The 13,333-nt window shown below is 69.3% G+C and carries 12 protein-coding genes; 8 read left to right on the forward strand and 4 right to left on the reverse strand.

The genetic code is table 11. From position 1 onward, the window contains the following. Nucleotides 1-69 precede the first annotated feature (69 nt). The 4 genes from ACQQ2N_RS17790 (at nucleotide 70) to ACQQ2N_RS17805 (ending at nucleotide 6,107) form a co-directional block, all read left to right on the forward strand. The gene (locus ACQQ2N_RS17790; RefSeq protein ID WP_440222907.1) at nucleotides 70-1,752 is read left to right on the forward strand and encodes a hypothetical protein; all 1,683 of its coding nucleotides are present in this window, start codon (nucleotides 70-72) and stop codon (nucleotides 1,750-1,752) included. A gap of 255 nt (nucleotides 1,753-2,007) precedes the next feature. Beyond that, nucleotides 2,008-4,149 (forward strand): FG-GAP repeat domain-containing protein, encoded by a 2,142-nt coding sequence (locus tag ACQQ2N_RS17795; protein WP_440222908.1) that lies wholly within the window; start codon nucleotides 2,008-2,010, stop codon nucleotides 4,147-4,149. Nucleotides 4,150-4,333: 184 nt separating this feature from the next. Beyond that, nucleotides 4,334-5,113 (forward strand): AraC family transcriptional regulator, encoded by a 780-nt coding sequence (locus tag ACQQ2N_RS17800; protein ID WP_440222909.1) that lies wholly within the window; start codon nucleotides 4,334-4,336, stop codon nucleotides 5,111-5,113. A 40-nt stretch (nucleotides 5,114-5,153) separates the two neighbouring features. Next, entirely contained in the window at nucleotides 5,154-6,107 is a 954-nt protein-coding gene (locus ACQQ2N_RS17805) for a DMT family transporter (protein WP_440222910.1), read from the forward strand. Nucleotides 6,108-6,239: 132 nt separating this feature from the next. Here the strand turns inward: ACQQ2N_RS17805 and ACQQ2N_RS17810 are convergent, their stop codons facing one another. After that, nucleotides 6,240-6,821, reverse strand: coding sequence for a hypothetical protein (locus ACQQ2N_RS17810; RefSeq protein WP_440222911.1), 582 nt, complete (start codon nucleotides 6,819-6,821; stop codon nucleotides 6,240-6,242). 120 nt (nucleotides 6,822-6,941) lie between these two features. Then, the gene (yczR, locus tag ACQQ2N_RS17815; RefSeq protein WP_440222912.1) at nucleotides 6,942-8,393 is read right to left on the reverse strand and encodes a MocR-like transcription factor YczR; all 1,452 of its coding nucleotides are present in this window, start codon (nucleotides 8,391-8,393) and stop codon (nucleotides 6,942-6,944) included. A 60-nt stretch (nucleotides 8,394-8,453) separates the two neighbouring features. On the opposite strand from yczR, the gene yczE reads away from it, so the two are divergent. Continuing rightward, complete coding sequence (gene yczE, locus ACQQ2N_RS17820; protein WP_440222913.1) at nucleotides 8,454-9,116, forward strand: membrane protein YczE; 663 nt, start codon at nucleotides 8,454-8,456, stop codon at nucleotides 9,114-9,116. 17 nt (nucleotides 9,117-9,133) lie between these two features. On the opposite strand, the gene ACQQ2N_RS17825 is transcribed toward yczE, so the two are convergent. Then, nucleotides 9,134-9,370 carry a helix-turn-helix domain-containing protein gene (locus tag ACQQ2N_RS17825; protein ID WP_440222914.1) on the reverse strand — a complete coding sequence of 79 codons (237 nt, stop codon included), beginning with the start codon at nucleotides 9,368-9,370 and terminating at the stop codon, nucleotides 9,134-9,136. Next, the gene (locus ACQQ2N_RS17830; RefSeq protein WP_440222915.1) at nucleotides 9,370-9,807 is read right to left on the reverse strand and encodes a DUF2975 domain-containing protein; all 438 of its coding nucleotides are present in this window, start codon (nucleotides 9,805-9,807) and stop codon (nucleotides 9,370-9,372) included. Before ACQQ2N_RS17830 ends, ACQQ2N_RS17825 begins: the two co-directional genes overlap by 1 nt. Before the next feature lie 130 nt (nucleotides 9,808-9,937). Here ACQQ2N_RS17830 and ACQQ2N_RS17835 point away from each other — a divergent pair, with 130 nt between their 5' ends. From ACQQ2N_RS17835 to ACQQ2N_RS17845, 3 genes are all read left to right on the forward strand, one after another. Continuing rightward, the gene (locus tag ACQQ2N_RS17835; RefSeq protein ID WP_440222916.1) at nucleotides 9,938-10,849 is read left to right on the forward strand and encodes an ABC transporter ATP-binding protein; all 912 of its coding nucleotides are present in this window, start codon (nucleotides 9,938-9,940) and stop codon (nucleotides 10,847-10,849) included. After that, nucleotides 10,846-11,625 (forward strand): ABC transporter permease, encoded by a 780-nt coding sequence (locus ACQQ2N_RS17840; RefSeq protein ID WP_440222917.1) that lies wholly within the window; start codon nucleotides 10,846-10,848, stop codon nucleotides 11,623-11,625. The genes ACQQ2N_RS17835 and ACQQ2N_RS17840 overlap by 4 nt, the downstream gene beginning before the upstream one ends. Nucleotides 11,626-11,896: 271 nt before the next feature. Next, nucleotides 11,897-13,309 carry a delta-60 repeat domain-containing protein gene (locus ACQQ2N_RS17845; RefSeq protein ID WP_440222918.1) on the forward strand — a complete coding sequence of 471 codons (1,413 nt, stop codon included), beginning with the start codon at nucleotides 11,897-11,899 and terminating at the stop codon, nucleotides 13,307-13,309. Nucleotides 13,310-13,333 lie beyond the last annotated feature (24 nt).

Genomic DNA, 13,333 nt, shown 5'->3' on the forward strand with positions numbered 1-13,333 from the left:
GCACCACATTGGGGGATCGATGCCCGAACCGCGTATGGGGAAGGTTCCCGTTTCGTCACGAGGTGACCGATGCCTTTCCTCTCCCGTCCGCGCGCGTTCGCAGCCACGGCACTCGTCGCTGCCTGTAGCGCCGGAAGCGCCGCTGCCGCCACGTTCTGGGTCGGCAGCGGCGCAGGCTGCACCCACGCGACGATCCAGGCCGCGATCGATGCCGCCGCGGCGAACGGCGTCTCCGCAGACGACGTGAACGTGCGCGCGGGTACCTACGTGAACCAGAGTCTCGTGATCACCGGCCAGAACGTGTCGATCTCGGGCGGCTGGAATGCCTGCGGCGCGGGCGCACAACGAACGGGGCGCAGCGTGGTGAGCGCCGGACCCGCCGCCGGATCCTATGGCCCGAATCGCGTGTTCCGCATCGAGAACCCCGCAGGCAACTGGGTCACCGTGAACCTGACCGGCCTCGAGATCAGCGATGGCCGCGACACCGCGCTCGACGGCGGTGGCGGCGGCATCCGCGCGACCGGCCGCCTGCTGTTGCGCCTGCAGGATTCGCGCATCGTGCACAACACCAGCGCCAACGTCGGCGGCGGCATCTACCTCCGCGGCGAGTCGCAGAACTCGCCCGCGGCGCTCGAGATGCTCGACCGCACCTCGGTCGTCGACAACCAGGCACAGTCCTTCGGCGGCGGCATCCGCGCCGAGTTCGCCAACCTCAACATCCGCAGCAACGACACCGACGTCGTCGCCAACGTCGCCTACGCAGGCGGGGGCATCGCGGCGCGCCGCTCGACGGTCGTCATCGGTGCGGTCGGCGAGCCGCTGCCGGCCACCGGCAACGGTGCCGCGATCACGATCAACCACGCCACGCGCGGCGGCGGCGTGTACGTCGACGACCAGACCCTGTTCGAAGCGCGCGAGCTGCGCCTCTACGGCAACACCGCGGCGAGCATGGGAGGCGGCCTCTACGCGACGGGCGGTGCGCAGGTGCTGTTCGCACGCGACTACCCGAATGCGTTCGCGCTGCGCTGCACCGGCCCGAACTGCTCACGCATCGAAGCCAATCAGGCGGGCGACGGCTGCCCCGGCACCAGTGGCGACGGCGGAGGCGTCTACCTCGACGGTGCCTCGGGCTACTTCAACCAGGTCGAATTCGTCGGGAACTGCGCGTTCGGTTCGCCGGCCATCATGGCGTGGGGAACGCGCCTGTACCTCGAAGGCGCCCTCTTCGCGCGCAACCGCCTGACCTGGCGCAGCCCCACCAGCAGCACGGGCCGCCAGGTCGTCACGCTCGGGAATCGTGGCGGCGATCCGCCGCGCACGGCCGACATCGCGTTCACGACCTTCGCCGACAACGTCGAGGTCAAATCCGACAACACCACCGAACCCGCGTCACCGATCTCGATGCTCTACGCGGGCGGCGACTGGACGACGAGGATGCGCGGCACGATCGCGACGGGCTCGATTCCCGCCGCGAGCGGCGGCATCGACGCGCTCGGGCCGTGCAACCGCTCCAACGTGTTCACCTCGTGGTTCGCGAATGCCGCAGGTGGCGACTACCGCCCCAACCCTGCCGGCGGCCTCGTCGATGCCTGCGCGCGCGAGGACATCACGTTCGAGTACAGCGATCCGTTCCTCGTGCCGCGCTGTCAGGACCATACCCGCCCCAACCAGGGCGGTACCTGCGACCTCGGCGCCTACGAGCTGCCGGGCAACATCCCCGACGACCGCATCTTCGCGTCGGGATTCGACTGAGCATCCGGATGCTGCCCGGGCACACGCACTGGGGTGATGCCCGACACGCGCTCACGAGCTTGCGTGCCGGCCGCTCGTTTCGATGCCGGCGCATCTGCGCTCCGGCATCACGACGCGGCCTTCCACGTTGGTGCGCCCGGCCTGCTGCATCAGCCCGCCCCGGACAGCGTTTACCGGACATGCCTGCGTTGACAGCGTGACCTGTCACGGCGACGATGCGCGCCGCAGGACACTGCACTTGTCAGGGGATGAACAATGGATGTTGCCAAGGGCAGCCGCAGCCTCGCTGCGGCTTTGCTGTGCTCGTCGTGCGTCGCCTTCGCGGGCACGCCGTCTCCACCGATCTTCGTGGAGCTCGGCCACAGCATCGACAGTTTCAGGGACACGGCCTACGGCCGCTTCGCGGAGGCCGATTTCGACGGCGACGGCATCCAGGACGTCGCGTTCACCGCGTTCGCGCAGGACGCCGTGCTGCTCGTGATCGGGCGCAAGGGTGACGGCACGACCGGCTTCAAGCAGGCCGACGTCATGCAGGGCGACGCAAACATCGCACGCGTGCTGGCATGGTCGTCCGGCTCGGGGCCGCACCTGCTGGTCGTCGGCTCGTCGGGAACGGTGCGTGACTATGCGGGCTGGCCGCTGCAGCAGCAGCGCACCTTCCCCATTACCGGAAACGCGGTCTCGGCAGCGGTGGGTGACATCGACGCCGACGGCGTCGACGAACTGCTGGTCCTGACCTCATCGACGCTCGTGGCCTACCGGCTCGATACCGGCGCCCTCAAGTGGAGCACGCCCGTGCAGGCGGGTTACGACCTTGCACTCGCGCAACTCGATGCCGATCCGGCCCTGGAAATCATCCTCGCCGAAGGCTCGCCGTCGCGCATCCTCGATGGCGCCACGCGCGCGGTCGAATGGAGCTACATCGACGGTTTCGGCAACCAGCTGGCGGTCGGTCGACTCGCCGCCGGCGGTGGCCGTCAGTGGGTCGCCGCCCAGGCATGGCAGTCGTACACGGTGTTCCGCGCGACACCGTGGTCGCCGTTGTGGAGCGGGTCCACGAGCCACGACATCGGCGCGATCACGACCGCCGACCTCGATGGCGGCGAGCGCGACGCCATCATCTACGGCGACGGCCAGTGGGGTTCCGTCCACGTCATCGACGGCACGACGCATCAGGAACGCTTCGCCGTGCCGAACGGCGGCCATGGGACAGCGGCGGTCATCGCGAGCGACATCGACGGGGACGGTACCAGGGAGATCGTGTTCTCGCCGCGCAGCTCCTACGATGGCGACCGGCTGGTGAACGTTGCGAGCGGCCTCGATGGCACGATCGAGTGGTCGCACATCGGGTCGCGCGGCGGACCGTTCATCGCCAGCGGCATCGCCGACGTCGATGGCGACGGACGGATGGAGGTCGTGGCGGCCTCCGGGTCGGGCTATTCGACCGGCACGATCGGCATGTTCGACCTCGTGTCGGGTACGCCGATCTGGCGCTCACCAAGCCCGATCGGCAACGCCAACGAACCGTTCTACATGACGGCGAGAAGGGTCGCGTTCCGTGATCGACCGCAGGGCTCCGGCAAGGACCTTGTACTGGCCGGTACGTCGACCTACGACGGGCGGATCATCGTGATCGACGGCGTGACAAAACAGGTCACGTTGCAGATCGGGTACTACGCCACAGGCCCGATGCGGTCGCGCGCCGTCAAGGGACTCGTCCTGTTCGACTACGACGGCGACGGCATCGACGATTTCGTCGTCGCGACCGACGCGCAGACGACGGGATCACACGGAGCGATGCTGAACGTGTTCTCGGGTGTCGACGGCTCTCCGTTGTGGAACTCCGTCGCGATGGGCAACGGCTTCTCGCCCATACTCGATGTCCTGATCAGCGATGCCGCAGCGGGCAAGCCCGGCAAGGAACTGGTCGCCGTGCTGCCGAACAGCCTGCGTGCCTACAACAGCGTGACGGGACTTCTCTCGTGGACCCTGTCCGTTGCCAACACGGGCGCGGCCTACCTGCCGTACGGAGCAACGGGTGCCGAGTTCGCCCTGCTCGGTGTGGACAGGGTGAGCTTCTACGACGCCACGACGCGACAGTTCCTGCGCCATGTCCCGCTGCCGACGCCGGTGAGCGCGATTGCCGCGCCCGGAGGCGACGCCGCCTGCCTGGCCGTGGCCGCGGGCGGCAAACTGCTGTTCCTCGACGGCGTGCAAGGCAGCGTGCTCGCCGAAACGCCGTTCCTCGGCAACTTCCCCGAGGCCGGCAGCGTCGTCTCGTCAGTGGGCGACGGCTGCGGCACCGCGACGCTCGCGACCGGCACGCAGTCGGCGTTCTACCGCTTCCGCATGCATGCGAGCGACCGCATCTTCGCCGGGAGCTTCGAAGGGCCCTGATCATGCGAGTCGAGGATCGGCACATGCCGATCCTCGACTCGACGTGACGTTCTGCCCCGCGGCCTCCTCGCGCACCAGGCTGCGTCGACACGGCACACCCCGCCGGCCCTCGTCCCGGTCGCACCTGCGCTAGGATGGCCGTCCAGGCGCCCGCGACGCGGCGCAACTCACGTTACCCACAACCGTGCTCGTTCCCGCTCCAGCCAACCCGATCGCGATCCGTTCCTACGGAGCATCGAGCACGCTCGATCGCCACGATTTCGCGCAGATCGTGCTGCCGCTCGCGGGTTCGCTGGCCATGGACATCGCGGGGCGAGGCGCGCGCCTCGACCGCAGCACGGGTGCGTTCGTCGAGGCCGGCGCGCGCCACGACCAGCTCGGCGACGGCCCGAACCGCTCGATCATCGTCGACCTGCATGCCGGCGACCTCGATGCGCGTGCGACCGGAAGACTGGCGCGCACGCGTTACCTCAGGCTGACGCCCGAGGCGACGGGACTGGCCGACTACATGGCCGCGCTCGCGTCGCATGGCCAGGTCGCCCCTCATCGTTTCCGCCTGTGGCTGCCGCTGCTCGTCGACGCCCTGCTGGGCGACGAACCCCGGCCGCGTTCGCGTCTCGCGGATCTGCTCGCACGCGTCGAGGCCGATCCGGCGAAGGACTGGAATGTCGACGCCATGGCCTCGCGTGTCGGCGTCGGCACGAGCCGCCTGCACGTGCTGTTCCTCGAAGAACTCGACACGACGCCACGCGCCTGGCTCGCGGCGCGGCGCCTCGAGCGCGCGCGCCATCTGCTCGAGCACACTCACGTGCCGATCGCCGAAGTCGCCTACCGCTGCGGCTATGCCGACCAGAGCGCGCTCACGCGTGCGATGCGCAAGGCGCTCGGCACCACGCCGGCCGCATGCCGGCGCGCGGCTGGAGCCAGGGCCCAAAACCCGCGAGTTCCCGTCAAGACGGACTAGCCTCCCGGACACGATCGTCTCCGTCGACAAGGAGACGAGCATGGGCCACCGCGACACCACCCTCGGCATCGCCTGCGGCGCAGGTGCGGGCGCCCTCTGGGGCCTCGTGTTCCTCGCACCTGCGCTCGTGAGCGATTTCGCACCGTTGCAGCTCACCGTCGGCCGGTATGCGTTCTACGGCCTGCTGTCGTTGCTGCTCGTCGCGCCGCTGTGGCGTCGCCTCTGTGTATCGCTGGGCCGACGCGAGTGGGTCGCGCTCGCGACACTCGCGTTCGCGGGCAACGCGCTCTACTACGTGCTGCTCGCGAGCGCCGTGCAACTCGGCGGCATCGCGATGACCTCGCTCGTGATCGGCTTCCTGCCCGTCGCGGTCACGATCATCGGCAGCCGCGATGCCGGCGCGGTGCCGCTGCGTAGGCTCGCACCGTCCCTGCTGCTGTGCACGGCGGCAGCGCTGTGCATCGGCTGGGAATCCGTTGCCGGCCCCGCATCGGGCGATGCGACGCGAAAGCTCATCGGCCTGCTCTGCGGCATCGGCGCACTGGTCTCGTGGACGTGGTTCGCGGTGTCCAACAGCCGCTGGCTCGCACGCCTGCCGGGCATCACCGCCCACGAATGGAACCTGCTGATCGGCGTCATGACCGGCGCGCAGGCCTTGCTGCTCGCGCCGGTCGCACTGGTGCTGTATCGCGAACCGCACGCTGCGCAGGCATGGGCGATGCTCGCCGGCGTCTCGATCGGTGTCGCGGTGCTCGCGTCGCTGGTCGGCAATGCGCTGTGGAACCGCATGAGCCGCCTGCTGCCGCTCACGCTGGTCGGGCAGATGATCCTGTTCGAGACGGTGTTCGCGTTGCTCTACGGCCTCGCGTGGGAACGCCGCTGGCCGACGCTGCTCGAGAGCGTCGCCTTCGCGCTCGTCGTGCTCGGTGTGCTGAGCTGCCTCGCCGCGCATCGCACGAAGCGAGAGAACCGCCCCGCGCTGGCCGACGCGTGAGGACCTCGTCCGACGTGGCGTGACGCCGAGATCGACACGTCGCAGCGCTGCGGGGGCCCCGGTGTGCTGCGATGATGCGTGGGGGAAGGGCGGCATCGACCACCCTTCGCCCGAGAGTCGCCTCGCGCGACGTCAGTCGATGCCGAACGACATCAACTCGACCGGCACGGTGCCACCGAAATTGATCTCGTAGTTGAAAAGGCCTGCGGGCGCGGACGCGTTGTTGAAACCTGCCACGACCACGATGCGCGTCTCGCCCGGCGGCACCGCGAAGGTCAAGCGGCTGCAGCGATTGGTCGCTCCGCTGATGTCGTCGTTGACGGCAAGGCAGTTCGCCAGCGGCGTCGCGGGGTTGAAACTGCTGTAGAGGGTGAAGAACGTGTCGTTCGCATCGCCGCAGGTGCCACCGCCGGGCAGACTCGACGTGACGACGAAATCCGCGACGCCTGGATTGGTATTCGTGATCGTGATCGTGTCGTAGGCGGCGGCGGTACCCACCCCGGAAAGCGCGGCGCACGTCGTCGCACGGTTGTAAGTCGAGTCGTCGGCGTCGAGCGCGCCCGTGAACGTATCGGGCGTGCCGCCCGCGTAGTCGATGATCGTGTTCTCGCTGGCCCGCACGGTGGGAGGCGTCGCCGGCCCCTCGCGTCCTGCATCGGGAACCTTGTCGCCCTGGGCGGCGGCAAGCATGGAGACGGCAACCACGGTGGCCATGAACATCGCGAACCCCCCTTGTCACGTCGAACACCGGGATCGGATCCCGCATCCGCCCCGGCGTCCACGCCGGGGCGGAATCATCTTCGCATGATCGACGTGGGCACGGAGCAGCATCGCTCACGCGATCAGCGGGCGTGCGGCCTCGTGGTGGACGGCCGATCGCTGCGACGGCCCGGACCATGCCGACGCGAGCCGCTCGACGACCGCGACGAGCTGTTCCTGTGGCTTCGTATAAGGCAGGCGCATCCACGTATCGAGACCGCCTTCGACGCCGAACACGGGGCCCGGCACCACGTGCAGCCCTGCGCGTTCGACGTCGGTGGCGAGTCGCGTCGCGCTGCCGTGCGGCATCTGCACCCACAGTGTGAGCCCGCCGTCGGGCACGCGGAAGCGCCACGACGGCAGGTGCTCGCGCAACGCACCGACGAGCGCATCGCGCTGCGCACGCACGCGCCCGCGGCGCACCGCGAAAGGATCCTCGCTGCGCAGCACCTCGCTCACGACGAGCTGATCGAACAGCGAGCTGCCGAGGTCGATCTTCGCGCGCGCAGCGACGAAACGCGCGACGAGGTCGCGCGGCGAACGGATCCAGCCGACGCGCAGCCCGCCCCAGCAGAGCTTCGACGCGCTGCCGACCGTGATCGCATCGTCCGCGTGGGCGGCGAACGGTTTCGGCATCGGCGTGTCGACGAGGCTCGTCGACTGCAGCGTCTCGTCGACGATCGCGACCGTGCGCGTCGCACGCAGCGTGCCGGCGAGGCGCTCGCGCATCGCATCATCCATGAGAAAACCGGTCGGGTTCTGGTAGTCCGGGATCAGGTAGGCGAGGCGCGGCGACACCTGCCGCAAGGTGGCTTCGATACCGTCGACGTCCCAGCCCTGCTCGCCGAGCGGATCGGCCATCGGCGACGCGACGAGGCGCGCGCCGCCGAGGCGCAGCGCCTCGATCGCGTTCGGGTAGCCCGGCGTCTCCACGGTGATGCGGTCACCGGAGCGCGACAGCGCACGCGCGACGACCGCGATCGCGGCAAGTGCGCCCGAGGTCACGATGATCTGGTCGGGTTCGGTCGGCAAGCCGCGCCGCGTGTACGACGCGGCGACACGTTCCTGCAGCACCGGCAGTCCGGACGGCAGATAGCCATCGGTCGAGAGATACGCAGGCAACAGCGTCAGTGCACGCGCATAGGCTTCGGCGATGTCGGCCGAGGCCGAACCGGCCGCGCACGACAGGTCGATGCGCGGATCGTCCGGCCCGATCGGACCGAGTCCGTGCAGCGCGTGATCGTGCGCGCGGCGGCGCTCCTCGGGCACCGCCGCGTAGGTGCCCGAACCCTGCTTCGCGACCGCGAAGCCGCTCGCGGCGAGCTCCGCGTACGCGCGCGTCACCGTCGTGCGCGACACGTCGAGTACCGCCGTGACCGCGCGCTCGCTTGGCAACCGCGTGCCGAGCGTGATGCGGCCGTCGCCGATCAGCGCCTGCAAGGCCTGGCACAGGCCGCGGTAGGCCGGCGCGCGGTGGAAAGACCCGACGAGGGTGGCAAGGCGTTCGGCCGTGATCGTGCGCTCCATGAGGCCACTATCGCACGATTGGATCTATGGCCAATAGCCAATCGGGCGCATCGTGGCCTCATGAACACGACGACCTCCCCGGCAACTTCCCAGGGCCTGACCAACCTCGGCCCGCTCGCCCAGCTGCGCAGCGGCCGCCTGCCCGAACGCCTGCTGCGCCTCGTCACGGGGTTGTGGCTCTACGGCATCGCGATCGCGCTCATGATCGAAGGTGCGGTCGGCGCGTCGCCGTGGGACGTGTTCCACCTCGGCGCCTCGCTGCACCTGCCGTTCTCGTTCGGCACGGTCATGATCCTCGCCGCGGTCGTCGTGCTGCTGGGCTGGATCCCGCTGCGGCAGATGCCCGGTCTCGGCACGCTCGCCAACACGCTGCTGATCGGCCCGTTCGCCGACATCGGCCTCGCCCTGCTGCCGACGCCCGAGGGCTGGGCGCTGCGCATCGCGTTCCTGCTCGGCGGTGTCGTGACCTGCGCGTTCGCCACCGCGCTCTACATCGGTGCACAGCTCGGTCCCGGGCCGCGCGACGGCCTCATGACCGGTCTCGCGCGCCGTACCGGCTGGCCGATCCGTCGCGTACGCACCGGCATCGAACTCACGGTGCTCGCGATCGGCGTGCTGCTCGGCGGCACGGTCGGTGTCGGCACGATCGTGTTCGCGCTTGCGATCGGCCCCCTCACCCAGGTGTTCCTCAAGTACCTCGTGGTGCGCACGCCGTCGATGTGACGGCACCGATCGGTCGTTCAGACGTCCGCCTCGTCGTCCTCGACCACAGCGTGCGGATCGTGCACGAGCAGGTCGGCCGGCTGGCAGTCCAGTGCCCGGCACAGCTTGTCGAGCGTGGAGAACCGCACGCCCTTGACCTTGCCGCCGCGGAACAGCGACAGGTGGGTCTCGCTCACGCCCACCAGGGTCGCGAGGTGCTTGGCGGTCATGCCGCGCCGGGCGAGCAGTTCGTCGAGCGTGATGCGGATGGCCACTAGAAGATCCCATCGAGTTCGGACTGGATCGCCGCAGCCTGCCGCAGCAGGCGCCCGACGATGCCGAGGGCGAGGCCGAGCGCGCCTATCACGACCTTGGACACGTCGTACGCGATGACATGGCCGGGCGGCGCCCCGAGCGCCGCGGATACCGACGGCAGCACCAGCACGCCGAGCGCGGCGCCCACCAGCATGAGCAACCCGACCCGCTGCAGCGCGAGCGTGACCACGGGCGTGAACAGCTGCCCCGCCGCGATCTCGCGCATCGCGCGACGGATCCACCACAGCGCGATCACGTAGAGCACCTCGGGCAGCGCGAGGCACGCCGCCAACGCGACGCGGGCCCAAGGCATCGACGCCTCGCGCGGCACCGCGAGCATCCATCCGAACCGCTCGAGCACGAGCAGCACGAGCAGTCCCGCGAGGACGATGCCCATGCCGTTCGCGTACCGCGCGCTGCGTTGCCTGATCCGTTCGACCTCGTGCATGCCGACCCCGAAATTTAAGTTTGACTTAAACAAACGAACCGGCGTAGTTTAATTCTTACTTAAACTTCCCGGCAACCTCATGGCCTTCGCGATCCACACCCGCGAGCTCTGCCACCGTCATCCGGGCGGTGGTTCCGCCCTGCATGCGCTCGACCTGCGCGTCCCCGAAGGCAGCCTCTACGGCTTCCTCGGCGCGAACGGCGCCGGCAAGACCACCACGATGCGCCTGCTGCTCGGGCTGCTGCAGCCCGACAGCGGCGACATCACGATCTTCGGCGAAGCGTTGCCGCGGGCGCGCGAACGCGTCCTCGGCATGATCGGCTCGATGATCGAGAGCCCAGCGCTGTACGCGCATCTCGATGCCCGCGAGAACCTGGCGCTTCTGCAGATCGCCCGGCGCCTGCCCAGGGCGCGCATCGACGAGGTCCTCGAAGCGGTAGGTCTCGCCGACATCGATCGCCGCACGGTCGGGCAGTTCTCGCTGGGCATGAAGCAGCGCCTCGGCATCGCCGCCGCCCTGCTCCACGCGCCGCGCCTGCTCATCCTCGACGAGCCGACCAACGGTCTCGACCCGGTCGGCATCATCGCGATGCGCGACCTGTTGCGCCGGCTCAACACCGCCGGCATCACGATCGTCCTGTCCAGCCACCTGCTTTCCGAGATCGGCAGGCTCGCCGACCACGTCGGCGTGATCCGCGCCGGCAGGCTCGTGTTCCAGGGCTCGATGGACGCGTTGCGGCAGGCGCATGCGCGTGCGGCGGGCGTCGTCATCGGCACCGACGACCCGGTCGGCGCGCATGCGCTGATCGCGCGGCACGTGCCCGCGGCGAGGCTCGTCGACGATGCCGTGCATGTTCCCGCGACCGACGACGCGACACGGGCGCTGCTCAACCGTTGCCTCGTCGCAGGCGGCATCGGCGTGCACGAGATCCGCTCCGGCACCGCCGATATGGAAAGCCTCTACCTCGCCGCCGTGGAGACCACGCCATGACCACGTTCCTGCGCGTGTTCGCGACCGAGGCGCGCAAGCTGCGCCGCAGCCTCGCCGTCACGATGGTCCTCGCCGGTGCCTGCTTCACGCCGGCCGCGGTGCTCGCCGTGAGACTGCTCCATGCGGAGACGTTGCCGCGCCTGTACGCGAATCCCGCCTTCTGGACCACCTACTGGAACAGCGTCTGGGAGTCCGTGGCCGTGTTCCTGTTGCCGATGGGCGTGATCCTCGTGACCGCCCTCGCGGCGCAGGTCGAGCATCGCAACGGCACGTGGAAGCAGGTCGCGACGCTGCCCGTGGCGTCGTCGACGATCTTCGCCGCGAAGTTCGCGATCGTCGCACTGCTCGTGGCGCTGTTCCTGATCGTGTTCGTCGTCGCCGGCACGCTCGGCGCGCTGGTGCCGGCATGGTGGTTCGCCGACGTGCCGCAGCCGTCGTCGGTGTCGCTGGCGTCACCGCTGCAGGATGCGGCCCGCCACTTCGTGCTCGTCCTTCCGATCCTCGCCGCGCAGTTCGCGTTGAGCCTGCGTTTCGCCAACGTCATGGTGCCGGTCGGCATCGGCTTCATCACCTGGGTCGCCGCGCTCGCGCTGCTGTCGTGGAAGTACGCGTGGCTCGTACCCTACGGCCACGGCATCCAGTACTACATGGCGACGCAGCCGAGTCCCAAGGTGGGCATCGACATCACACGCCTGCACGAGAGCGCGCTCGCGATGGCCGGCATCTTCGTCGTGGCGGGACTGCTCGTGTTCGTGCATCGCCGCGTGAAGGGTTGATACAGCGACACGTACCGGCTGGCCTATCGCAGACGCCGCGGGCTCCGCGACGATGGCCTCGGGCAGCGTCGTGCAGGTCCTGCGCCTCGTCGGCGACACGGTGTTCGAGCACAGGACCGAGAGCTCGCCATGAGCGGTCGGTGATCGAAGCCATGCCGTACCCGTGCTTGCGGGTGCAGGGCCCGCCCACGCATGGCCATCGGCATGGCAGGATCACCGTCCATGCGGCGTTGTGCGACGGCAGCCGATCCTGGCCCTCGTGGAGTCCGTCATGCTGTCGTCCCGCTTTTCGCGCACGCGCGCGTCCCTCGTCGCGGCATCCCTGTGCCTCGCAGCCGCCACCGTATCGGCGCGTGACGGCGACCTCGATCGCCGCTTCGGCACGAACGGCATCGTCGAGCGTCCGTTCCCGGGCGGCTACACGACGGAGGAGATCTTCCAGGACGTGCGCGTGCTGCCCGACGGCAAGCTGCTCGTGTCGGGCACGGCGAATGTCAGCGTGCAGGCCTCGACCGACATGGCCGTCATGCGCTTGAATGCGGACGGCTCGCTCGACACGACGTTCGGCGTAGGCGGCGTGAGCCTGGTCGGCTTCGATCGTCCCGGCAGCAACGACGGCGACATCGCGCGCGGCCTCGACGTGCAGGCCGATGGACGCATCCTGCTGTTCGGCCAGGCGGCCGGCACCACGGGCGGCTCCGACATGGCGGTCGCTCGACTTCTGCCCGACGGCACGCTCGACGGCAGTTTCGGCAACGGCGGCAAGGTCACCATCGCGTTCGATCTGGGCGCGACGCCCGACAGCCGCAACGACCAGGGCGTGCGCGGACTCGCCCTGCCCGACGGCCGCATCGTCGTAGGCGGCCTCGCCTACACGGGTGCGGGTGCGGTCATGGCACTCGCGCGCCTGAACGCGAACGGCACGCTCGACACGAGTTTCGACGGCGACGGCAAGCGCATCCTCGACTTCGGGGGCGGCCCCACGGACACCTCGCTGGCCTACGCGATCATTCCCGCCAACGATGGCCAGCGCATCTACGCGGTCGGCTCGGCGACGATCGGCGGCAACCAGCAGATCGCGATCGCGCGCCTGCTCGCCAACGGCACACCCGATCCCTCGTTCGCGGGCGACGGCACGCTCGCGTTCGCGTTCGACATCGGCGGCAATCTCGCCGAGACGGCCACCGGCGGTGTCGAACTGCCCGACGGCAGGTTCCTCGCCTGCGGTGCCGCGCAGGTCTCGGCAACCGGCAACGACATCATCTGTGCGCAGTTCCTCGCCAACGGCACGCCGGACAGCGGATTCCCTCCCGTCGTCGTGCCGCTGGATGTCGACAATCGCGGCATGGACCAGGCCTACGCGATGCGCCGTGATCCCCTGGGACGCATCGTGCTCGCGGGTTTCGCGTCGGTGGACGAGACGACGTTCGATGTCGCCGTGGTGCGCCTCATGCCCAACGGGCAGGTCGACGCGAGTTTCGGCGACGACGGCCGCCAGCACTACGACGGCTTGACGTCGGGCCGCACGAATCGCGCCTCGTCGCTCGCGCTGCAACCCGATGGTTCGATCGTGCTGGCCGGATCGGTCAACACCGCCACGCCGAACGAGCACCACATGCAGGTGATGCGCCTCATCGGCGACACGATCCACGACCACGGGTTCGAGTACACGCAGGAAGAATGACGCCAGCACCACGCGGGCACCTTC

Source organism: Dokdonella aquatica, assembly GCF_051987395.1.
GTDB lineage: Bacteria > Pseudomonadota > Gammaproteobacteria > Xanthomonadales > Rhodanobacteraceae > Dokdonella.